General features: G+C 49.3%; 19 protein-coding genes. 9 read left to right on the forward strand and 10 right to left on the reverse strand.

Going from position 1 to position 24293, the window contains the following annotated elements; all coding sequences use genetic code 11:
- Nucleotides 1-9: 9 nt before the first annotated feature.
- From ACYVAM_RS30900 to ACYVAM_RS30940, 9 genes are all read right to left on the reverse strand, one after another.
- A complete protein-coding gene (locus ACYVAM_RS30900) occupies nucleotides 10-414 on the reverse strand; it encodes a hypothetical protein (protein WP_461074018.1) in 405 nt (134 codons plus the stop codon).
- Nucleotides 415-496: 82 nt separating this feature from the next.
- On the reverse strand, nucleotides 497-1033 hold the full coding sequence (locus tag ACYVAM_RS30905; protein WP_461074019.1) for a GNAT family N-acetyltransferase: 537 nt from the start codon (nucleotides 1031-1033) through the stop codon (nucleotides 497-499).
- A 48-nt stretch (nucleotides 1034-1081) separates the two neighbouring features.
- On the reverse strand, nucleotides 1082-1576 hold the full coding sequence (locus tag ACYVAM_RS30910; protein WP_461074020.1) for a RidA family protein: 495 nt from the start codon (nucleotides 1574-1576) through the stop codon (nucleotides 1082-1084).
- A 60-nt stretch (nucleotides 1577-1636) separates the two neighbouring features.
- The gene (locus ACYVAM_RS30915) at nucleotides 1637-2176 is read right to left on the reverse strand and encodes a YybH family protein (RefSeq protein ID WP_461074021.1); all 540 of its coding nucleotides are present in this window, start codon (nucleotides 2174-2176) and stop codon (nucleotides 1637-1639) included.
- 38 nt (nucleotides 2177-2214) lie between these two features.
- Nucleotides 2215-2709: a YybH family protein gene (locus ACYVAM_RS30920; protein ID WP_461074022.1), complete on the reverse strand. Its 495-nt coding sequence runs from the start codon at nucleotides 2707-2709 to the stop codon at nucleotides 2215-2217.
- Nucleotides 2710-2779: 70 nt separating this feature from the next.
- A complete protein-coding gene (locus tag ACYVAM_RS30925; protein WP_461074023.1) occupies nucleotides 2780-3889 on the reverse strand; it encodes a DUF4440 domain-containing protein in 1110 nt (369 codons plus the stop codon).
- The gene (locus ACYVAM_RS30930) at nucleotides 3876-4115 is read right to left on the reverse strand and encodes a hypothetical protein (RefSeq protein ID WP_461074024.1); all 240 of its coding nucleotides are present in this window, start codon (nucleotides 4113-4115) and stop codon (nucleotides 3876-3878) included. Before ACYVAM_RS30930 ends, ACYVAM_RS30925 begins: the two co-directional genes overlap by 14 nt.
- Nucleotides 4116-4314: 199 nt before the next feature.
- Nucleotides 4315-5052: a LytR/AlgR family response regulator transcription factor gene (locus ACYVAM_RS30935; protein ID WP_461074025.1), complete on the reverse strand. Its 738-nt coding sequence runs from the start codon at nucleotides 5050-5052 to the stop codon at nucleotides 4315-4317.
- Nucleotides 5053-5877: 825 nt separating this feature from the next.
- Complete coding sequence (locus ACYVAM_RS30940) at nucleotides 5878-6300, reverse strand: DUF1772 domain-containing protein (protein ID WP_461074026.1); 423 nt, start codon at nucleotides 6298-6300, stop codon at nucleotides 5878-5880.
- A gap of 157 nt (nucleotides 6301-6457) precedes the next feature.
- On the opposite strand from ACYVAM_RS30940, the gene ACYVAM_RS30945 reads away from it, so the two are divergent.
- Together ACYVAM_RS30945 and ACYVAM_RS30950 are read left to right on the forward strand one after the other, a co-directional pair.
- On the forward strand, nucleotides 6458-7447 hold the full coding sequence (locus tag ACYVAM_RS30945) for a helix-turn-helix transcriptional regulator (protein WP_461074027.1): 990 nt from the start codon (nucleotides 6458-6460) through the stop codon (nucleotides 7445-7447).
- Between the two features lie 265 nt (nucleotides 7448-7712).
- Complete coding sequence (locus ACYVAM_RS30950; protein WP_461074051.1) at nucleotides 7713-8045, forward strand: ABC transporter permease; 333 nt, start codon at nucleotides 7713-7715, stop codon at nucleotides 8043-8045.
- Between the two features lie 159 nt (nucleotides 8046-8204).
- Here the strand turns inward: ACYVAM_RS30950 and ACYVAM_RS30955 are convergent, their stop codons facing one another.
- Entirely contained in the window at nucleotides 8205-8978 is a 774-nt protein-coding gene (locus ACYVAM_RS30955) for an NUDIX hydrolase (RefSeq protein WP_461074028.1), read from the reverse strand.
- 317 nt (nucleotides 8979-9295) lie between these two features.
- Between ACYVAM_RS30955 and ACYVAM_RS30960 the strand changes: the two genes are divergently transcribed.
- The 7 genes from ACYVAM_RS30960 to ACYVAM_RS30990 all read left to right on the forward strand — a co-directional run bounded on the left by ACYVAM_RS30960 (nucleotide 9296) and on the right by ACYVAM_RS30990 (nucleotide 24175).
- Nucleotides 9296-10975, forward strand: coding sequence for a sulfatase family protein (locus tag ACYVAM_RS30960; protein WP_461074029.1), 1680 nt, complete (start codon nucleotides 9296-9298; stop codon nucleotides 10973-10975).
- 822 nt (nucleotides 10976-11797) lie between these two features.
- A complete protein-coding gene (locus ACYVAM_RS30965) occupies nucleotides 11798-15085 on the forward strand; it encodes a SusC/RagA family TonB-linked outer membrane protein (RefSeq protein WP_461074030.1) in 3288 nt (1095 codons plus the stop codon).
- 52 nt (nucleotides 15086-15137) lie between these two features.
- Nucleotides 15138-16880: a RagB/SusD family nutrient uptake outer membrane protein gene (locus ACYVAM_RS30970; RefSeq protein WP_461074031.1), complete on the forward strand. Its 1743-nt coding sequence runs from the start codon at nucleotides 15138-15140 to the stop codon at nucleotides 16878-16880.
- A 58-nt stretch (nucleotides 16881-16938) separates the two neighbouring features.
- Entirely contained in the window at nucleotides 16939-18612 is a 1674-nt protein-coding gene (locus tag ACYVAM_RS30975; RefSeq protein ID WP_461074032.1) for a carboxylesterase/lipase family protein, read from the forward strand.
- Between the two features lie 175 nt (nucleotides 18613-18787).
- Nucleotides 18788-19558 carry a ThuA domain-containing protein gene (locus tag ACYVAM_RS30980; protein ID WP_461074033.1) on the forward strand — a complete coding sequence of 257 codons (771 nt, stop codon included), beginning with the start codon at nucleotides 18788-18790 and terminating at the stop codon, nucleotides 19556-19558.
- A 38-nt stretch (nucleotides 19559-19596) separates the two neighbouring features.
- Nucleotides 19597-23052: a ThuA domain-containing protein gene (locus ACYVAM_RS30985; RefSeq protein WP_461074034.1), complete on the forward strand. Its 3456-nt coding sequence runs from the start codon at nucleotides 19597-19599 to the stop codon at nucleotides 23050-23052.
- A gap of 121 nt (nucleotides 23053-23173) precedes the next feature.
- Nucleotides 23174-24175, forward strand: a complete 1002-nt coding sequence (locus ACYVAM_RS30990; protein ID WP_461074035.1) for a FecR domain-containing protein — start codon at nucleotides 23174-23176, stop codon at nucleotides 24173-24175.
- Nucleotides 24176-24293: the final 118 nt, after the last annotated feature.

Raw genomic sequence — 24293 nt, forward strand, 5'->3', positions numbered from 1 at the left:
GTTAGACGATTAAAGCACTCTCACTAAGCGACGGTAGAGTTCAACGGCTTTAATTTTCTCGTATACCGTACCCAGTTTTTTATCGGCTTCCTGAAACGATTTGTCGTCGTGGATTTTCTTATACGCTCCGGCATTGGGCCAGTTGCCCTCAAAGAAGTAGCGATATTTGTCGGTTCCTTTCCCGTCTACTTTGTAGAGTGTGTATCCGGCGTTACTGTAGCCCAGGCGTTTAATGATCGTGTTCAGCTCACCAATCAACGTCGACAGCTGGGCCTCCGTTACACCCGCTGGCATATCGAAAAGGTGGATACTTTTGAGTTGAGTCGTTGCCGTTTGCTGAGCTTGTGCAGATGTCGACATGCCGAGGCTAACCAGCAGCCAAAGAGCAGCCAGGGAAATCAGGAGTTGTTTCATGGGTTTGATTGGTTAGTTTGACTGTTTTAAGATCGATTCCCGGCAGTATAGGCTGGGCTTATTTGTACTTATCAGTTCAGATTTATGTAGTGTCGTCCGTTAAATCCAATTCCATGAATAACAGATAGTCTTTAAATTCTGCGGGGATTTCCATTTCCGGATACGCGTCAATGTCACGGAATCCGAAACGTCTATATAAGGCGTGAGCTGCTTCCATAAACTTTGGACTGTCAAGCCGAATTTTTTTATAACCGACTTTTCTCGCTTCAAGTAAAAGTCGGTCGAGGATAGCTCGTCCAGCCCCAATTCGTCTACTGGCTGGATCAACAAACATCCGTTTTATTTCACCGATATCGGAGTTGATACGTTTTAAGCTTCCAAGCCCACATACTTCACCTTCGTAAATAGCCAGGATTAGCTGTCCGTAAGGGGGTTGAAACTTGTCAATTTGTTGGATATCCTGGTCAACTGCTTCTGTTGGATTATGAGGATGGACGCCGTAGAGTTCCTGCATTTTATCGTTACCCCAAACTAAATAGTCAAACCATAATTTTTTAACGGCTTCCAGGTCGTCAGGAATGACAACAGTTCTTGTTTTTACTTTTTCACTTTTGTTCATTTCCTAAATAGGGTTTGGTTATTTACTTTCTGTGGTAGCTTAACTGAATCAGCGCACATTATAGGCTTCTAATTCAATCTCAATCAACTGGCCGGGCAAGGCTAATTCCTTTACGCCAAACCACGACCCGGTCGGAAACTGCTTTTTGTAGATCGTATTTCGGTAAGCCGACTGGTTCACAAATTCAGGCATGTTTGTGGTCAAAATATTCTCCACCACAACGTCGTCCCAGGTGTAGCCATAGTGCTTCAGAATTTTTTCCAGATCGGCGTAGCAATTTTTCATTTGCTGGCCCAGATCACCTTTAGCCGTCAGGTTTCCTTTCTCGTCCATACTGACCGCACCCGATATTTTTAGTTCATTACCAATCCGAACAGCATGGGAATAGCCATACGCTTTTTCGACTTCGGGCCGTAACAGGAAATACTCCGGTGCATCGGATTGAGCCGCTGGTTTCTCATCTGCTTTTTGGGGAGCGGTATTGCAACCGACGGTAAACAGGGTCAGGGCGGCAAAAACAGCAATAAATTGGTTGATTTTCATAGGTCTAGCGAATAGGGAAAAGGCTGTGAGGATATAGATTTTATATGCGCTCAGTAGTTGCTACCTGACGGCGACCGGTGCCGATGCAGCCTCCTGGTAAAACGTCGCTTTCCACGCGCCATTGATTTTGGTAAAGAGCATCGTTCCCGCTACGTGTTCGTACTTTATTTTCTGGCCGGTTTTGAGCGTTGCATCCTGTTCCATCGAGAACGTATAAAGCACCAGCGAGTCTGTCAAAACCCGAATCACTTCCTTCGTTGGCACGACGCTCAACGTCTTCATCTGGCTAAACCCGTCTGCGTTCAATTTTTTTAGCGCGTCGTAGCCGCCCAGGGTGCCATCGGGATTGACCGCCTGAAAATCAGGCGTATTTTCGAAGTAGGTCATGCACGTTTCAATGTCCAGTTTTTCGACCTGTTGAAAGAATTCTTTGATAAGGCCAGAAATCTCCTGTTCAATCGCCTGCTTTTGTTCAGGTGCCATTGCCGACACGGCGGTTGTTTTTGCGTCAGTTTCTTTGGCGGGTGAACTACAACCGGCGGCAAACAGGAACAGGGCCGTAACGACGGACAGCATCTTGGGTACTTGATTGGTTTTCAATGGAGTATCTTTAAACAGGGTTGATTGACTGTATTGACCTACTTAGCCGCAGGTAGGGGTAGATCGGAGTTGGTTATGTCGCGGAAGGGCTTCCATTTACCAGCTTCCTTTTTCCAGAGAACGATGTACTTGTCCTTGATCACTTGAGTACCGGTTTTATCGAAAAGGCTTGCCTGGCCTTCCTCCGACACGAAATCGCCGGTTCCCCATACGTCGATAGTGGTAAACTCAGCTTTGGCGATTCCAAAACCGAGGACGTTGTGTATGGCCGTCTGAATATTTTTGCGGCCTACGATGGCTGGTGCATTTGAGAACATCAGTTTCGCGTCTTCGGTATAAAAATTGGCCATGCCCACCGAGTCGCCTTTAGCGATGAAGCCCGCGAACTCAATATTGGCGGCTTCTATTTCTTTTTTGAGTGTGGCGTTATCGACCGTCACGGCACTTTCTTTGGCGGGTGAACTACAACCGGCGGCAAACAGAAGCAGAGCGGCAAAAAGGGGCAGAACGGGGGTGAATGGGTTAGTTTTCATTGACTTGGTTTGGTTGTTTCGCCCGGTCTGCGACAATACAAATCGGGCGACTATGGTGGGATAGAGTCGATTATTTCTTGCTCATAATGAGCATGGTAGGCTTACCAATGACACCGTCTTTTCGCATCGTTTCCGCCAAATCCGGGCGGGCAAAAAAAGCTTTCGGTGCGTCGGGCGAGGCCCACTCGCTGATGATACAGACCGTGTTGGGGTCGTCGGCCAGCGTACTGACTTCGGCACTTAGTTCGCCCGCCAGCATCCGTTCGTTATAAAACAGATCGAAGCCTTTTTTCCAGGCGGCATAGTCGGCTACTTTGTGATAGACCATCGCTTTGGTAATCGGCGAAACCGCTATCCGGCTGATTTTCCAGGCTCCGTTTTCTTTAATCGCTGTGTTGGTATAGGCCCCATCGACCGTGACCCGCCTACCGTTCACCGCCCGTCCGTTCTGGTGAAAGGTGCCGGTAAAGATGGCACTGCCATCAAACTGCGGCCTTACGTCCGTTATCAGAATGGCACTGTTCACGTCAGCGTCGGCGAAATTTTTGGCAAGCAACTCCGCCACCTGACCTATACCGGTTTGCTTCGTACCGTCGCTCTGTGTTCGGACTACATCGTTGGTGTGCAGCGTTTTCAGGGTGGCTACGTCCTCGCGGTTATAGGCATCCTGAAATTGCTTCGTCAAGTTGCGGAGTTCAAGCGCAACCTGGTTCATGGTCCATTTCACCTGCGAAATCTTCCACTGCTCACCGACCTTGCCGATCAGCATTTCGTAGGTGCCCGCCGTGGGGTTGAGTTTCGCGCCGGTTTTCCGCACAAAATCATAACCGCTGACGGTCGTGCCGATTTTTACCTTGCCATCGGGCTGTGTCTCCGTGCTGACCACCGTGAAGTCCATATACGACCCGGCCGTTTCGCCGAAATCGCGTACATAGTCGGCTTCAACATCGGCTTTAGAACCGGGCGTTACACTGCCATCGGGGTTTACCCAGCCCACATTGTCGGCAAAAAGGGTCATCAGCGTGGGCCGGTCGCCTTTGTTGTAGACTGTCTGATAGGTTTTGGTAAAGGCAACAGCTTCGGGGTTGAGGCCCTGAGCGAGAGTGGTGGCTGCGAAGGCCGGGAGGAGCAGCAGAGTCAACAGCCGGGCCATGACGAAAAATAGATTACTGGTTTTCATGAGTGTATATGGTTATGTGAGTTGATTGGGGCAGTGTGGCTACACGGCCTGCGGTAGCGTTTCCAGTGTCGGCCTGCTTCAGGGTATTGGTATCCAACTCCACAGTCCGCTTCAGCAACGTGATGGCCGTTTTGGAGGTTGATGATACAGGCAGGTAAAAATCCTGGGCAAATACGATGGTTATACTCCCCAAAAAGAGTACAATTCCCACAAGGAAGGGTTTCATTGGATTGGCAGGCGTTTAGCGGTTGAGGAATGATCAACCCAATCCACTCAGCAGCGTGATGGGGCCGACAACGGGTCTAAACTATTGCCAGCGTGTACCTGAACCTAGCCCGCCCGGACGAGCGCATCCTTTTACTGTCCGAAAGGGGGTCTTTTTTTACCGGATGTGTGAATGGTAATGCGGGTTTTACCCGGAGGCCTCAAATGGTCTGGATTCGTTTCAGTAGTGCCTCGCGCAGGAGGTGGCTGAGCGGAATCGTTTTACCCCCGATTCCAATATGGCCTTCGCCTACCTCATCGACCTGGGTCAGATTTGCCAGATAAGAGCGGTGCACCCGCACAAACGAGTTGACCGGGAGTTTGTCTTCCATCATCTTCAGGGTCGTTGTCAGCAGGTATTCTTTATTGGCCGTGTAGAGGTGGCAATAGTTGCGGTCGGCTTCTACGTAGAGAATATCGGCGATGAAAATCTTGACGATCTTTTCGCGGTACCGCACAAAAATCCGGTCACTCAGCACAAAGGGCGCGTCGGGGGCAGGGTTGGCAGCGGGGTGAGGCTCGTAGGCCAGGCGGCTCATGGCCAGCTCGATCGCCCGTTGTAGCTCAATTGCCCGGATCGGCTTGGCGATGTAAGCGTAGGGATGTGTTTTTTTTGCCCGGGCAAAAGTGGCTTCGTCGGTATTGGCCGTGACGTAAATAATCGGGATGTTCCACTGTTGGTGGATAGCATGGGCTGTTTCTATACCGTCGAGTGAGCCTTTGAGACTGATATCGAGCAAAATCAGGTCAGGCCGGTTAATTTCAGCATTTAAGATGGCTTCTTCGCCCCGAGGTACAATCCCGCTCACCTCATAACCCAGTTTAGTAAGTTGCAGGGCGATGTTGGCGGCAATGATCATGTCGTCCTCTACGACGAGCAACTTCAACGGGGCGTCCATTCTATTTGATGATCATTCGTCAAGTAATTATTACACCCCTACAGAAGGTTGAACTCGGTAGCGTTGGCCGTGTATTCAACATTGCAAATTCGCCACGAAGTAAACTCAAATTTTATAGTTATGAAAATCAATGACTTAATTAAGCGAAACCATTCGGATAAGAAGGGTTTATGATATTCTATAAACCTGTCAAAAAGTGACCCGTCCTAAATTTTGCTGACCGTTGTCTGATCCTGAAAAGTGGCTACTGGGTAGTTAAGAGGATAATAGAAGCACCGGTGAGCAGGATCATCAATAAAGATGTTGCTGACACTGCCGTTCAGTAAATGGTCGGGCAGGCCTATTGACCGCGGTGGCGTCTTTGCTCCCAATCCGATAAATGCCAGGGGAGCTAATGGCGTGGAGTAACGTCTGATCATCTCGGCTCGAGTGAGCCGAATTGGCTTGCTGACGGGCCCGCTATTGCGCTACTCTTCGGTCCTCCTACGATGAGAACCATTGAGAAGACAAAAGAAAGCTGGTATTATGAATCAGATAATGCGCTACTGTCAATAAATTTCGACCAGGGTGACCAGACCGTTTCGGCCTATCAGTCCAAACAGCGATAGACTTATTTCATTTTAACAGTACACTGCCTAGCTATTGATTGGAGTAGCTAGGCAGCGTACTTTATAAGGAGTCGTATGCGCTACGACTGGCATTGACAGGTAGTAAAAATAATCGTCCCATAAAATGCTCCTAAAGGAGACGAAGGGCCGTCTGTTAAAGGACTATTTAATTACAAGCGCCAAATAGACGCATGGATGCTGGCAAGTCATTGGTTGATTAGAAAATGGCCCCGGCTCCCAAGAGGGACAACCCCATTAGTCCCCCCACTACCCGAATCCAATGAAAGCTCATCCATCGGTCGCGCAGTTGCATCCAATTGGCGGGTAGAGACAAAGGGTCCCAACGGACGATCTGCATCACAATGGGTACCTCGACCCATACCGTGACCAAGAGCGCGATTAAAAAGCCGACGAAACCTCCGAGTGTGAGCCAGAAGGTAGTTGGCTGGCTACCGAACGTCAAGTACAGCGTGGGCAGGGTAGAGAGCAGGCCGATCGGCGTGAGGTAGGTCATTAGGCCCGCCATGTTCTGATTGAGTCGGTGGGTGATGGCCAGAAATACACGTGGTTCGAAGGTATTTAACGAGCGGCTCAGGGCAAGCCAAGGGCCCCAGTACATGCCGCCTATCAACGCTGACAAGACTAAATTGAGAAGTTCAAAGCATTTTAATGTCATAGTGATCGATACCTAATTTCTAATCGTTGATACGTTAACTCATGTTGAATCGAACAAAGGTCGTGCTTAGAAACAGGATGAAATGCCGATATTTAGTCAATAAATAGTCGTATTTAGTCAAATGCAATTTGAGATCGATACCTCAGGCTTAGTCGGTCGCATTAAGGTGCTTTCGGAAGCAGAATCCCCTGTTAGCACCGATTCGGTAGTGATGGCGTTTCCTGCCGCCCTGGGAAGGGGGACTATCCAGCGCTTCACGCTGAGTCCACTGCTCCTTGTCATGCTGCATCGTTACACCCTTAGCCGAGATGTGGAGCTACGGCGTCAGCACGAAGCGAGCGATCAGCCAATGATCCTATTTAGTTTTCGTAACCTAGTGTCCCCACCGGATACTTCACTCACTCAACAATCTGCACCCCGTTTGTTGCCAGCCGTGCAAGTGAGCTCGAGCGATCAGGACTTAGCTGTATTTTCGCCCGCTGGTACGCACATTCAGGCCATTATCGTCGGCATCCACGCGGACCTGCTGGAGCAACTTCTAGGTCAACAAGCCCAACAACCGCTAGTCCAAACGCTACTGGGTAGTCATCAATCCTGCCTCTATGAAGAAATTGGCTCACTCGCGGTTCAGCGAATTGCCCGGGATCTGCTGGCCCACCCCGAGACGGACCCGTTATTGGCATTTTACGTGATGGCCAAAGGTCAAGAGTTAGTTTATCAGTTTATGAGTGAACTGCTCCAACGCGAAACGAAAGTGGTTTATACGCTTCGGGAAGATGAGGGTAAGACGCTGTTCGGGGTCCGCGATGAGCTGATTAAGGATTTACGTCAAGCGCCTAGGATCCCGCAACTGGCTTTGTTGGCAGGCATGAGTGAGAGTAAACTTCGGCGCTTATTTCGACAGGTGTTTGGTCTAAGTCTTTATGCGTATTACCAGACCGTGCGCATGCAAGAAGCGGTCCGGCTGTTGCGGGAAGCGAAGTTATCGGTGTCGGAAATAGGCTACCAGTTAGGCTTTGAAAATCTAAGCCACTTTAGCCGGGTCTTTAAGCAGCATATCGGCACCCAGCCTAAGAAATATTTAGCCAGGCAAGCTAGCTCTCTGGTTTAGCTAACTATTTCGAGTTTGTTATCATAAATCGCTCCTCCCTGAGATGGAGCTGATTCTGATTAAATAGGGTGCTCAGCCACAAGGAGTATAAGCAATGGCATTAGCCCGGATATTGGCGGAAATAGGTTGGCATTCGCAAACTGAAACAGATTAATCCTAGAAAGGCAGGATTCGCTTCGCTATTTCAAGATTACATCTTTGACTTTAATACGGAACAGGCCACCCGTGAACTGGGCCGTCTCAGGCATACCGTTCTCTAGCCTGTCTGGGCTTATTTGGCTTATCGTCTTTTGCTACCGCACGGCGAACCAAGGAAGTAGGAGTTCGTAAAATAATGGGTACTCAGTCGTATAGTCTAATTTATCTGCTATCGAAGCAATTTTTGGGATTAGTCGGCTTATCCATTCTAGTGGCGAGTCCACTGGCTTGGTTTGCGATGAATCGTTGGTTACAGGATTTTGCCTACCATATTTCGATTGGCCCTGGCGAATTTGTACTGGCAGGTGGAGCCGCCTTTTTGATTGCTTGCTTAACCACGAGCTATCATGCCATACGGCTGGCTCGTACGAATCCAGTGCGGTCTTTGCGGTATGAATAGTGGTCTAGTCAACCTTATAGTTAAGGCTTAAGCAGATCTATAATCTCGTAAAACGTTAGTCCGATTGGCGAGCAGTCATTGGTTAATTCCATAAAATGCCGCCTGATACGTGTGTTTGATAGCCCTCCTAACGGAGACCCTAACAATGAACCCTAACAGCTAAAAGTCTTTTTCCAGCCCGTTCTCCAAAGCCTTAAAGTACATATCTTCTTTAAACGAATACAGAAAGGGGGCCTTGTGGGCACCACCGGTGTAGTGCTTCTCTTTTCGTTCTAATATGCCATAGGACAGTAGCTTCCGATTGAAATTACTGCGCTCCAGCTTTCGGCCCAGAATGGTTTCATAAATCGTTTGCAAACTCTTCAGCGGAAACTCTTTGGGTAGTAACGTATAGCCAATAGGCTGGTAGTTCAATTGTAGGCGTAGGGCCTGCAAGGCGCTGCCAATGATCGATTCATGATCAAATAGCATCGGGGGGAGCTGACTGACAGGCTGCCAACTGCAGGCCAGTGAAGTCTCATCGGGTTGGGGAATTACCTGGCTATAGTTAACCAGCGCATAATAGCCAATGGAAATGAAACGTTGCATAAACCAACTCTCCGCCGTTAGGTCAATACCCAGCGTTCCCAGCACTTCCCTTAGATGCTCTTTTTTGTTGCGTTTAGCACTGCCAAACACATGAAATTGTTGTAGGAATACATTCATCAAGCCCGTGCGGGCATGAAGGATCCTAGCGGCAGCGGAATCGACATCTTCATCTTTGCCGACGAACCCACCGGGTAGCATCCAGTTCTGGTTACTTTTAGCCTGAAGTAACAGGACGGTCAATTCATTTTGATGAAAGCCAAAAATGACATTATCAATCGAAACAGCCGGTAAAAACGGGGCGGAGCCAGGCGGCAGATCACTACTTGGCCAGAACTGATTTAACATAAAGTACTAATTTTCTTGGCAACCAATTAGTTTACGTGTACATTGGGTCAAAATGACTCAATATGCGAAACGTAGTCGCTACTTTTGGGTAGTCAAAGGTAACGTAATGCCCCATGAAAAGGCTATCGGCTAGTCATTTGAGCCAAGACCGTTACTGGTTTTACTGATGCATAAAACGAACGCAATTCGCTCCGGAATAGCTGTAATTGAATGAGGCTCATGGCAGTAAGCGTATTTCCTTCCCAAGTAAAAAAAGACCATTATCCCTTGAAGACTCTTTCGTTAAGCAACTGTATCCCTTCACCCCTACTCTACTTATGATTCACCCGTTTATTGTTCGCACCGGTCTTAGCTTACTGGCGCTGGTCGGTTTATTGCTGGCACTGCCTAGTTACGTCGTTGAGCAGGGAGACCATTTGCCCGCAGCCAAACCCGCTCGACCCAACATTATATTCATCATTTCCGATGACCATACGGCTCAGGCCATCAGTGCGTATGGCAGTAGACTGGCCAAAACGCCTAACATCGACCGCATTGCAAAAGAAGGGGCTATTCTTTACAACAATGTCGTCGCCAATTCCATCTGCGGGCCAAGCCGGGCGACCTTACTGACGGGTCAGTATTCCCACCGCAATGGTTACAAATTGAATGAAAAGGTCTTTGACATCAATCAGCCCGTCTTCTCGGAAGAATTGCAGAAGAACGGATACCAAACGGCCTGGATTGGCAAAATGCATCTGGGCAGTCTGCCTCATGGGTTTGATTACCTCAACATCCTGCCTGGCCATGGCAGTTATTACAACTCCGACTTTGTTGACTCGAACAATAAGACAACGCGCCACATGGGCTACGTGACCGATGTGGTGACGAAGCTGTCCACCGACTGGCTTGATAAGCGGGATGCCGACAAGCCCTTCTTCCTGGTAGTGGGCCATAAAGCAACTCACCGTGAGTGGATGCCAGCCCTGGAAGACCTGGGGGCTTACGACAACGTTACCTTCCCCATTCCCCCTACGTTCTACGACCAGTACGAAGGGCGTTTAGCGGCCCAGAAGCAGGATATGAGCATCGAAAAAACCATGACCCTGCAGGCTGACCTGAAAGTACACGTGGAGTACGAAGTCGATGAAGCCAAAGTGCCTCAGGAGAAAGCCCGGTTGAAAAAGATGCTGTACGGCGATGCGGAGCCTACCCCTGAGCAGGATAAACAGCTCGACACGTACGTTCGGGAGGGCTCCTATAAGCGGCTTACCCCCGAGCAGAAGCGGGCCTTTTCGGCCTACTACGCCAAAATCAGTCAAGAATTCGACCAGAAGAAGCTGACGGGTAAGGCTCTGACGGAGTGGAAGTACCAACGTTACCTGAAAGATTACCTATCGACGGCCAATTCGCTAGATCGCAACATCGGTAAGCTTCTGAATTATCTGGATAAGCGTGGTCTGGCCAAAAACACGGTGGTCATTTATACGTCTGATCAGGGTTTCTATTTGGGTGAACACGGTTGGTTCGATAAACGGTGGATCTACGAAGAGTCGCTAAAAACGCCGTTTGTGATTCGGTACCCGGGCGTGATCAAGCCCGGCAGTCAAGTCCAGCAGGTGGTCTCGAATGTGGACTGGGCACCCACACTCCTGAGTCTTGCCGGTACGCCCATTCCTGCGTATATTCAGGGAGAATCTTTTTTAGGGGTATTGACCGGCTCCAAGAAAGCGTGGCGTAATCAGGCCTACTATCACTATTATGAATATCCCCAGCCGCATCACGTATCGCCACACTTCGGTTTACGGACGAAACAATACACGCTGGCCCGTTTTTACGGTCCGGACAATTTCTGGGAACTGTATGATATTCAAAAAGATCCACACAATCTGCACAATCTGTATGGTCAGCCAGGCTACGAAACGATCACGGCTGGCTTGAAGCAGCAACTGAAGCTTGAAATCGTCAAATACAAGGATGAGGATGCGCTTAAACTGCTGGAAAGTGCTCCTCAGTAGTGCTAATAACCAGGTTTTCTTAGAGTAAAAATAGATTTTTAACGGATCGTCCAAACATTGACACCGTATGTAATTGATGGCGTTTAACAGCTTGTAAAATATAATTGTCTCACTAATCGCTCTATTTAAGTGACTAATTCTTGGGCTAGTTATGTCAACTAACGAATCTTATGGTCGACTGTCTCGGTACAGTTCAGTAACAACACGTCAATGGTCATTGTTGTCCGAAGAAAGGTATTACTAATTGCACGCATTTAAATTATAACCCATTGTAGTTGAGTTATTTACAATAAGGTCGTTCGTCAATAAAAAAGTATATTAAAACGTCCGAATAAAATCAGGACAAGACATTCAATAAACCACGTTCCCACAGACTACTCCTTGGGACAACTCGACCTGTACCCTACTTAGGGGCAAGACTACTTTCGCGCATACCTTTCCTATTCGATTTTTCCTCCTTGTAATAGTTTTTACACATTCGGGGTGAAAATCTCCCCTTACGTAAGCGAGATAAGACGCTAGTTAAATTGGGCCGCCAAAGCGGGATCGGTTATTGACCGCTCCCGCTTTGGCGTATATAAGCCAAGGGAGTGAACCTTATTCATGATAGTTTGATACCAGTCTAACTCGATCAATCGAATACGTTAAAAAAATATTTTATAAAAATTTTGACTTGAAAAGGGATAATTCCAGCCCTTGCCAGCACTAGATAAATAAAACAGCTCAATAAGGAATGAAACCATGTAGGCCTGCATGATTTCCGTTGACTTAATCGCGCTTCGCACAGCTGTTTAATTCATGTTCTAAACCAAGTCAATATTCATGAAAGAATCGTTCTACAGGATTCTGCAGGCTACTTTTCTAGGGGCAATACTGCTGCTATGGAGCCTACAGGTTTCCGCTCAGGATCGCCGGGTAACGGGTAAAATTACAGGCAGCGATGGCCCAATCCCAGGAGCTAACATCGTATTGAAAGGGACACAAACCGGTACGTCGTCTGATGCCAATGGTGATTTTGCGTTGACCATTCGGGGAGAAAACCCGGTGTTGATTGTGTCTTCTATTGGATCTAAAACCCAGGAAATTACCGTTGGTAACCGCTCATCCATTGAGGTGAAGCTCGAAGATGAAGCCAATGCACTCAGTGAAGTCGTGGTCACGGGTTACTCGACGGAGAATCGCCGGGATGTAACGGGTGCCGTTTCAACAGTCAAACCGGCTCAGCTTCAGATTGTGCCTTCAGCTAACGTCGAGCAACAACTTCAGGGCCGCGTGGCGGGTGTGACAGTCATCACCAACGGGCAACCCGGTACATCCAGCCAGATTCGGGTGCGGGGGTTTGGCTCGTTCGGCGGTAATCAACCGCTTTACGTAGTGGATGGGGTGCCTACCCAAAGTATTCAGTTCATTAATCCCAATGATATTGAAACCACAACCGTCCTGAAAGATGCCGCTTCGGCTTCGATCTACGGGGCAAGAGCGGCTGCGGGAGTAGTTGTATTGACAACCAAAAAAGGCCAGCGCAAGGCGCAGAAACTGAGTATTAGTTATGATGGCTTGTATGGCGTAACTGATCCGGGCAAAGGACCAAGTATTCTGAATCCGCAGGAACAAGCCGACTGGACCTGGCAGGCGCGCCGGAATGATCTCTTTCAGACAGGAACGGCTATTGGCCCAACTAGTTTTGTCGGTATCGCCAATGGGCAGTATGGTTCGGGGCAAGCACCCGTATTGCCTGATTATCTGTTGGTTGGTAAAGTGCCAGGCGTTATCGGGGCCGTTGATTTGACGGCAGAAGCTACTAAATACAACGTCAATCCAGCCAATGGGGCGATCTACAATGTGATTGCGGCCAATAAGCAAGGCACTGATTGGTATAAGGCTATTACGCGGGTGGCCCCCATGACGCGCCATACACTGGGCTTTTCGGGCGGCACCGAAACTAGCCGCTACTACCTGAGTCTGGGCATGCAACAGCAGGCCGGGATTATTACAAACAATAATTTTTCGCGCTATACCCTGCGGGCCAACACCGAATTTGATCTGACCAAAAAACTTCGGTTTGGCGAAAATATGCAAGTTGCCTACGTATCGGCGACGGGATTGCAGGGGAGTGTTGGGAACTCACTAGGCAACAGCACGAATAACAATTCGAGCGTGTCGGGCGATGAGAACGACGTGTTAACCGCATTTCGGATGGCTCCTATTATTCCGATCTATAACGCGTTTGGAGGTTACGCAGGCACAGCCGCTCCTGGTTTTAATAACCCCCGGAACCCAGTTGCCAATCGCGAAAGTGTCGCCAATAATATCAATTACACTGTCTTCGGCTCAGGCAATGCCTATCTGGAATATGACATTATACCTGGTCTAACACTACGTAGCAGTCTGGGTGGAACCTATTACTCGAATTTTAATAATTCGTACTCCCGATCTACCTACGAAAATTCAGAGAACATCGCCAATTACACCTACACCGAAGCGACCAACGCGGGATTGGCCTGGACATTTACCAATACGGCACAATACAAACAGACGTTTGGTAAACATGACCTTAGTGTATTGGCAGGTCTGGAAGCTCTTAACACAGGTAATGGACGGGGTAGCATGGGCTCGGGCATTAACCCCTTTACCACTGATCCTGACTACGTTACACTAGGTACCACAACGCCTGGTGCTACCCGTCAGGTTACCAGCACCTACAACAAAGGAAATAATTTTTACTCCCTTTTTGGCCAAGCCCGCTACACCTACAACGACCGCTACATTGCTACGGCAGTAGTACGTCGGGATGGGTCATCTCAGTTCGGCCCCAACAATCGATATGGGGTATTTCCGGCCTTCTCGGCAGCCTGGCGCATTTCGGCCGAAGAATTTATGAAGGATCTGCCCTGGGTGTCGGATCTTAAAATCCGGGGTGGTTACGGCCTGATGGGTAACTCGAATTACCTGAGTTCAACCAATCAATTTAACTTATTTGCTACCAATGCAGCCAATGGTTATGACTTAGGCGCAACGAACAACTCGATTGCAACGGGCTACTACCCAAGTCAGATTGGCAATGCCGATGCCAAATGGGAAACGAGTATTACCTCCAATATCGGTATTGACGGCTCATTTTTCAATAACCGGCTGGAAGTGGTTGTCGACTTCTGGCGGAAGGATACGAAAGACCTGCTCTATCAATTGGCCCTGCCGAGCGTCGTAGGGGTTCGGGCGAATGCGCCCTTCCTGAACGTAGCGAGCATGCGTAATCAGGGAATCGATTTACTGCTGACGACTCGGGGAAAACTCGTTGGTGACCTGAGTTACGAAGTGACCGGAATCGGCAGTTTTCTAAGCAACCAGATTACGGCTATTGCGCCCCTGGTGCCCTATTTCACGGGCGGTGGAACCCGCATTGGCGGACCGGTAGTACGTAACGAAGCGGGCCACACGTTGTCGTCGTTCTATGGTTATCAAGTAGTTGGTCTGTTCAATAGCAAAGAAGAAGTGGCATCGGCAGCGACCCAAACGGGCGCTGCTCCGGGCCGGTTCCGTTTTGCAGACATCAATGGCGATAAAAAAATTGATGACAATGACCGGACATATCTGGGCAGTCCGATTCCCAAGTTTACGGGAAGCATTACGCTGGGTCTGAAATACAAAGGCTTCGATCTGAACACCAACCTGTATGCTTCATTAGGAAGCCAGATTTTCAACAACCAACGGTGGTTTACTGACTTCTATCCCTCATTTACAGGGGCCGCTGTGAGCGCCAGAGTGAAGGATTCATGGTTGCCAACCAACATGAATACGAACGTACCGATTTTCGAAAGTACCGCAAATTTTAGTACCAACACGCAGCCCAACTCCTACTATGTGGAGAACGGTTCCTATGGCCGAATGCAGTATCTGAACCTGGGGTATACCTTTCCTAATGAACTGTTAAAACGGGCAAATCTTAGCCGGTTGCGGGTGTCGGTGTCGGCAACGAATTTGTTTACGATCACCAAATACAGCGGTCTGGACCCAGCAGTAGGTGGTGGCTCGGATGCTACGTTCGGCATTGATGTGGGGAATTACCCAGTGACTCGGGGCTATAATGTAGGGGTAAGTTTTGGCTTCTAACTCGGGTATTGGCCAACGCATCATTGATCTAACATGTCAAGTAATCTGCAACATGAAAAATCTTACCAGTAAATTAATCATAGTGACGGCAACGCTGATGTTGTCGACTTCTGCCTGCCAGGATAAGTTCTTGGAGGTGCCGCCTACGGGGCAATTGTCCAGTGATCAGTTAACGTCTAAGGCGGGTATCGAGGGCATTCTGGTGTCGTCGTATGCCCAGTTGAACGGGCGCGGTTTCCGGCGCGTAACCAGTTCGTTTAATTGGCTGCGTGGAAGCATATCTGGTGGCGAAGCCAATAAAGGCTCCAATTCAGGTGATTACGGCGATCTTGTTCCCTGGATGACGTATCAGCTCTATCCAAGTCTTTTCGATATCGGACAGAAATGGAGCGCCATGTTTGAAGGCATCAGCCGGGCGAATGCGGTGATGCGGGCGCTTCCATCGGCCAGTGCCGACGTAACGGCGGCCGATAAACAGCGGATTTCTGCGGAAGCTCGTTTCCTGCGGGCTCACTATTATTTTGACCTGAAACGGAGCTTCAACCTGGTTCCCTACGTAGATGAAACAGTTGGTTACGGAACCGGGGCTGAGAAAGTGCCGAATAATGTAGACATCTGGCCGAAAATTGAAGCCGATTTCAAATACGCTGTCGACAACTTGCCTGAAACCCAAACGCTGGTGGGTCGGGCAAACAAATGGGCGGCTATGGCTTATCTGGCGAAAACCTATCTATATCAGAAGAAATACACAGAGGCCAAAGCGCTGTTCGATCAGGTAATTGCCAACGGCGTTACGTCGGGTGGTACGAAATATGGTCTCGTAGCGAACTATACCGATATTTTCAACGCGGCCAAAGAGACGAACGCCGAGTCGATTTTCGCCGTTCAAAATGCCGCCAATACGGGTAGTTCGGATAATGCCGCCACTGACCTGGCCAATAACTTCCCCTACAATACGGGTTCGAGCGGTCCGGCGGGTTGCTGCGGCTATTTCCCGCCCAGTTTTGAACTTGCGAACTCATTCCGGGTGGATGGTAACGGGCTTCCTTTGTTGGACGGTTCCTACAATTCGGATGCAAATCAGTTGAAAACGGATCAGGGTATTTTGTCAAATCAGGCCTTCACGCCCGATGCGGGACCGGTTGATCCACGACTGGATTGGTCAGTTGGTCGTCGGGGCATTCCGTATCTGGATTGGTCGATCCATCCAGGCTATTCTTGGATCCGCGACCAGAGTTTCGCTGGTCCGTATTCGCCCAAGAAATTTATCTATTACAAATCGCAGGACAAAATCCTGACCGATGCCAGTACATCAACGGATGCTTATTCGGCAATCAATTACAACATCATCCGCTTTGCCGACGTACTGCTGATGACCGCTGAGTGCGAGATTGAAGTAGGAAGTCTGGAAACGGCGCGTAAATATGTGAACCTGATTCGGGCACGGGCAGCCAATGCCGACACATGGGTAAAAACGCCTGATGGAAAAAATGCGGCTAACTATGTAATTGCCAACTACTCAACGCCCTGGACGGATAAAGTTACGGCCCGAACGGCCGTTCAATTTGAGCGTAAACTCGAACTGTCGGGCGAAGGTCACCGCTTCTTCGATCTTATTCGCTGGGGAACGGCTTCCACGGTGTTAAATGCATTCCTGGCCTATGAATCAAAGAAACTACCTGTAGCTTACAGTGGGGGCAAATTTACCCCAGGCCGCGACGAGTATATTCCCATTCCGCAGACACAGATTGATTATCAGGGCAAAACTGTATTGACGCAGAATCCGGGTTATTAATAGCTAATGATGTGCTGTCAGTTTCTCAAAACTGACAGCACATCAACCGAACACAACTATGAGCAACAACCGTAGAGAATTTCTTCAAAAGCTTGGCCTTGGCGCTACGGCTCTGGGCATCTCGCCCATTACGTCAGACGTCGTTGCCAAGCCAACAACTCCGAATCGAAAAGACAGTATTGTCGCTGCGGAATCGAATGCGGTTGTTGAAACAACGGCGGGGAAAGTGCGCGGCTATACGCACAACGGCATTGTCAATTTTAAGGGTATTCCTTACGCGGCAACCACCGCCGGAGACGCCCGGTTTATGCCACCCGCTAAACCTACTCCCTGGACGGGCGTTCGTAACTCACTGATTTACGGACCAGTCTGCCCACAGAAACCAAATGGCGGCTGGAGCTCGGAAGAATACGCGTTTCTGTATCAGTGGAACGACGGCTCACAAGGGGAAGACTGCCTTCGACTGAATGTTTGGTCGCCGGGCGTTAACGATGGCAAAAAGCGGCCGGTTTTGTTCTGGATACATGGGGGAGCTTTTTTCTCCGGTTCCAGTCAGGAACACCCGTCCTATGATGGCGAAAACATGAGCCGATTCGGTGATGTCGTTGTCGTCTCGATCAACCACCGACTTAACGTTTTCGGATTCCTGGATTTGTCTGACTATGGCAGTCAGTACGCTCAATCGGGAAACGTGGGTATGCTGGACTTGGTGGCGGCCCTCGAATGGGTACGTGACAACATTACGCAGTTTGGGGGCGATGCCGGCAATGTAACGATTTTCGGTCAGTCGGGTGGCGCGGCCAAAGTCACGACGCTCATGGCAATGCCGTCGGCAAAGGGGTTGTTCCATAAAGGCATTTCGGAAAGTAGCTCGACCGTTCAGGTAGCTACACATGCTTATGCGGCTCAGTTAGCCGAACATGTGCTGGCTGATCTGAAACTCAACCGGTCGAACATCGCTGATATTCACAAACTTCCGTTCGCACGCCTAACGGAAGCGGGAATGGCTGCCGAGAAAAAGATGGGAACCGCCATCCCGCCGGGTGTTGGTCGGGCGGGGTGGCAACCAGTTGTGGATGGCACCGTATTGCCCGCCCATCCGTTTGAACCTGCCGTTCCGGCCTATTCGGCGAACATCCCGATGATCATCGGTACAAACCGCAATGAAGCGTCGGCAAGTATCAACAATCCCGGTATGGAATCAATTGACGACGATGGGGCGAAAAAGAAACTGGCCGAACGTTTCGGTGAAAGGAGCAGCCAGCTTTATGATGTGTTACGTAAGGTGCACCCAAAAGCGAAGCCTGTGGAACTGCTTTCCTACGTAGCACCATACAACCCAATGGCTTACCTGCAAGCTGAGCGAAAGGCAGCCCAGAATGCTGCACCGGTTTATCTCTACCTGTTTGCCTGGCAGACGCCCGTATTGGACGGCCGCCCCCGCTCATTCCATTGCAGTGAAATCCCGTTTGTTTTTGCGAATACCGACCGTTGCGAAACGATGACAGGCGGAGGAGACGAAGCTCGGGAATTGGCCACCAAAATGAGTCAGGCCTGGATCAATTTCGCCCGAACCGGCAATCCGAATCATAAAGGACTCCCCAACTGGCCCGCCTTTACCTCCGGCAAAGGTGCGATGATGGTCTTCAACAAAAACAGCGAAGTACGAAACGACCCCGACGGCGAAGCACGGAAAATGCTGGAATCTCTTTACTATAAGCGAAGTGCCTGACGATTTGTATTGAGAATGAATTGAGCTAGAATCCGCGTGCTTTTTATCATTCTAACGCAGGATAAATCTTCGGTAGTCAGCCTATATTCAGCCTTCCCCGAAGATTTCTCCTGCGTCGGGATGACAAATTCTTCGGGGAAATAAATATTGCCAAAGTGCTGCAAATGAATTAAATATGAAAAAGAGAATTGCCCTCCTTCTGGCCTTTACACTGGGAATTTCGGCACTGAGTATTGCCCAATCCAGCAAACCTAAAGTTCTGATTTTCAGCAAAACGCTACGGTACTATCACGAATCCATTCCCGATGGTATCGCGGCCATTATGCAAATGGGACAACAGCATGGATTTGACGTAGACACGACGAAAAATGCTGATTTCTTTACCGACAACACGCTAAAAAACTACGCGACTATAATCTGGCTTAGCACAACTGGCGACGTACTGAATCCAGCCCAGCAAGCAGCTTTCGAACGATACATCCAGGCAGGTGGCGGCTACGTGGGCATTCACTCGGCCTCGGCCTCGGAGAAAGATTGGGCGTGGTTCGGCCAGTTGACCGGTGCCGTTTTCGTAAATCACCCGCCCGATCCGGTGGATGGTGTTGTGCAGGTCGCTGATGCGAAAGACCCATCGACGCGTCAACTGCCCAATCGGTGGAAGCGCAAGGACGAATGGTATAATTTCAAAAAACGCATGACCGACGTACATGTATTGCTGACAGCCGATGAAAGTACGTACCAGGGCGGCACCGAAGGCGTTTATCACCCGCTTGCCTGGAAGCACAAATTCGATGGTGGCCGGTCGTTTTATACCGCGCTGGGCCACCTCGGCGAAGCCTATCGCGATCCCTTATTTCAGCAACATATTCTGGCGGGTATACAATATAGCATTGGCACGAATGAACCACGGGATTATTCCAAAGCCAAAACAGCCCAGGTGCCTTGAGTGAACAATCGGGCTAGATGATACCAACTAACTTCAACATGACATCATTAAACGCAAAACTTTATTTTATCGGGTTGCTTTTTATTACGTTCCTGCTTCATTCGGGAATGACAGTCAGGCAGCGTGCTAATCCGCCCCGCATACTGGTCTTTTCGAAGACCAAAGGCTGGAAACACACCTCCATTCCGTTTGCGATTGCCGCGATTCAGAAACTGGGAAATGCGAATGGGTTTTCGGTTGACACCACGAAAAATGCGGCTTTATTCACCGACGAAAACCTGAAACAATACGCGGCCGTTATCTTCAACAGTACGACAGGCAACGTCTTGAATGGTGAACAACAAGCGGCTTTCGAACGATACATCCAGGCGGGTGGCGGCTATATCGGTATCCACGCGGCAGCCGACACAGAATATGACTGGCCGTGGTACGGCAAGCTGATGGGCGCTCATTTTTCCAGCCACCCGCACAATCCCAATGTGCGAAAAGCTACCGTTGACGTGATCGACAAAACCCATCCGGCAACGAAAATGCTGCCCGATCGCTGGGAACGTACCGACGAGTGGTATAACTACCGATCGTTCTATTCAGGTATAAACGTGTTGGCCGATCTGGACGAAAGCACCTACGAAGGCGGCACCAACGGCGCGAATCACCACATCAGCTGGTATCACGAATTCGATGGTGGACGAGCCTTTTATACCGATGGTGGCCATACCGACGAGAGTTTTAGTGAGCCGTTGTTTCTGAGCCATTTGCTGGGTGGCATCAACTACGCCATTGGCGATGGTAAACCGCTTGACTATCGGAAAGCCTACGCCAAAGTGACGCCCGAACAAAACCGCTTCGTAAAAACGGTGCTGGTCAATGACCTGAACTCGCCGATGGAGCTGGCGATTGCGCCCGATGGTCGGGTGTTTTTTACGGAACTATTCGGTAATCTGTCGGTCTACGATCCTCGTACCGGGAAGAACACATTGATCCATAAATTTCCGATTACGAACATGGGCGGCACGGGCTTGATAGGTCTGGCGCTCGATCCAAAATTCGCCCAAAATCGTAATCTCTACATGTATTACGCGCCCGCTGGCCTGACCGAAGAGACACTGGCCTTTCAGCTTTCGCGATTCACAATGAATCCTGACAACACGTTGGATTTGGGTTCTGAGAAGGTAATGCTGAAAGTGCCGGTCCAGAAAATTAGTGGGTCGCACCACGGCGGGTCGCTGGCCTGGGACAAAGACGGTAATCTATTCCTGTCTACCGGCGACAGTTCCGCCCCTTTTCCATCGGACGGCTATTCTCCGCTCGATGAACGACCGGGCAAGGAATTTTACAGCCTGGACTCGCAACGCTCGGCGGGCAACACAAACGATCTTAAAGGAAAAATACTGCGGATTCATCCCGAAACAGACGGTACTTACACTATTTCCGACGGCAATTTATTTGCAAAAGATACGCCCAAAACTCGCCCGGAAATTTACATCATGGGCTGTCGAAACCCGTATCGAATTGCCGTCAATCCTAAAACGTCCGTGTTGTATTGGGGTGAAATTGGCCCGGATGCGGGCAAAGATGGCGTTCAAGGCCCACGCGGCTATGATGAGTTTAATCAGGCCAGAAAGGCGGGCAATTTCGGGTGGCCCTATTTTATGGGTAACAATTATGCTTACGCGAAATGGGATTTTGCGACCAAAACTGCTGGGCCCAAATTCAACCCGGCCGCACCCATCAATAACTCGCCGAACAACACCGGCCTGAACCAATTACCACCGGCAATGCCCGCTATGATCTGGTATCCGTACGCGGCTTCGGAAGAGTTTCCTGAATTGGGTTTGGGCGGACGTAGCGCAATGGCGGGCGAATTTTACACCTTTACCAAAAACGCTGCGTCGCCAAACAAATTCCCGGATTATTACGACGGTGCTTTGTTCGTATTCGACTGGATGCGCAACTGGGTGATGGCCTTACGATTCGATGAGAAAGAGAATTATGTACGTAGCGAACCGTTCATGGCCACCAACGGTGATTTTCGGCGTCCTATCGATCTGGCGTTTGGGCCTGATGGTGTTATGTATATGCTGGAATACGGTTCTGTGTATGGGGCTGATAATGAGGATGCCCGATTGGTAAAAATAGAGTACAATACCGGCAATCGGGCACCCATTGCCCAGGCAAGTATCGCCGATTCTGCTGCCGAAGCACGAGTCGATAAAATGGTATTCCTGACCTCTGAACGACGTAATTATCCTATTCTTCGCGAAGCCGACGGTCAATCCCCTTTGCGCGTTACCTTCAAAAGCCAGGGTTCACGCGATCTTGACGATGATGACCAAGTGACGTACCAATGGCTATTTGATGGCAAAACGGTGGGAGCTACCACACCGACTGCTACATACACGTACAGAAAGCCAGGTGTTTATAAAGCCATCTTAAACGTAACCGATCTGGCGGGACTTGTGAGTCGGGATACTGTTGTTGTCAACGTTGGTAATACCCGGCCAAGCGTGGCCATCACGAGTACAAACAATAAATCCTTTTTCTGGGAGAATAAACCGTTTGCATACGCGGTTAAGGTTAAGGACAAAGAGGACGCAACCGTTGATACAAAGCGGGTTAAAGTTGTTTACGCCTACAATCCGCAGCCGAGCGTATCGGGCACGACGTCGCCAAACACACGAATACTCGCTGCTGAAACAAATTCGCTCGGTAAAACACTCGTGGCTGGCAGTGATTGCAAAGCCTGTCATACGGTCGATAAGGTGTCTGTGGGGCCGTCGTTTATGGCGATTGCTCATAAGTACAAAGAGCAGGTTGGAGCTGTCGAACAACTAGGCACTAAGATTATCAACGGTGGCGGTGGCGCCTGGGGAACCGAGCATGTGATGAGTGCCCACCCGCAGCTTTCTGCGCAGGATGCACAGGAAATGGTGCGCTATATCTTCTCACTGACCGACAAGCAGAAAAGCCAGACGGTCTTGCCAGTACAAGGTTCACTGACGCTGAAAGATAATCCCAAAGGTGATGTGAAAGGACAGTACACAATTATGGCTTCCTATACCGATAAGGGTGGAAAAGTAGTGGGTCCACTTACGGGGACGGACGTAGTAAGGCTACGTAATGCGAACGTTAAACCCGCTTATGCTGACGCCTACGTTGGGTTTCCCCGTTTTCGGGATAACCTGTCGCCGGGTGGTCATAAAGCCTATATTTTGCTAAAAAACATCGACTTGTCAGGCATTAAAGCGTTTCAGTATGAATATGGATCGGCTAATCAGACCGGGGAAATTGAGGTACGAATCGATTCGCAGGCGGGTCCGGTCATTAGCACAACAGGCTATGGACCAACGGGTGGCTGGGATACGTTAAAAACAGTAAGGGGTCAGCTGAATAAAGTGGTTTCTGGTCGTCATGACGTGTATTTTTTCGCAATCAAACGAACCAAGCCAAACGACGAAATTCTCAAATTAACTAACATTCAATTCGAGAACTGACGTGTCTCCAGCTACAACCAAAGCGAGTTCTTCAGGTCTGATAATTCAGTAAAGTTTCAAGATAAAGGGGTAATTTCTGGACGACTCTGTACTTTTAGTATAGAGATAATTAGTATAGTATATGCGCTCGTACGAGCTATTTTCCATACAAGACTTTATTGCCGACGATGCCTTTATCGCCTGGGTGACCTGTCCTACACAGGCCTCTACTTCTTTTTGGCTCAAGTGGGTACAAGAACACCCCTACAAACAGGCAGAGGTAGAAGAGGCCGTCAGGATTGTCAGACAGCTATCGGCACAACCTGATGTGTTTTCTGCAGAGGAGATTCAGCAAAGCTGGAAGCAGATACAGCAACGGGTCGCCCCCGACTTTCTGGAACAGCCTGCTGGAATTGTGATTCCCCTCTGGCGACGCTGGTATGCCGTTGCCGCATCGGTAGCGCTGTTGATTATGGTAGGCTCAGGTTTGTGGTGGTATCAACAACCCGTTTTTTATACAACTGCATTCGGCGAGATGCATACGGTGGTCTTACCAGATAGCTCACTTGTCACGCTGAACGGTAATTCACGGGTGGAATACAAACGGAGCTGGTCGAATCGAGAAGTAAAGCTAACGGGCGAAGCTTTTTTTCAGGTCAGAAAACAACGGCAACAGAATGAGCTGGTGAAGTTTACGGTCAAAACCGCCCGTCTGGACATCAACGTAGTAGGAACCGTTTTTAACGTGAACGACCGCCGGGGTAAAACGGAAGTAATGCTGGCGGAAGGTAAAGTAGAGTTGAACGAACGTAGTCGTACCGATCAGAATATGGTTCTGTTGCCCGGCGAGAAGGCCACTTTATTACCCAAAACGGATTCTCTGACGAAAGAAAAGGCGGACCCACACATCTATACCGCCTGGTTGAACAATACGTTGATTTTTAACGGAGAAACACTGAATAACGTCTTTCAGATTTTGGAGGATAGTTACGGCATTCGCACCACAGTTAGTCGTCCGGAACTGCTTCGTAAACGGTTTACAGGCTCAGTTGGCACGGACTCAATTCGGACCTTCTATAATCAGCTTCAAACGATCTACAATTTGCGCGCGAAAGCAATAAAAGGAGGCTATCTGATAGACTGACGACTTGTTATTTATCCGTTTGCTGTACTTGAGTATGGGCCCATCTACCCTCAGAAAGAATAGACTAAAAACGCATTTACTTGCGGTACTGCTATTGCTTGGGCTTGTAGGTAACGCA

This window comes from Spirosoma horti (genome assembly GCF_054776595.1).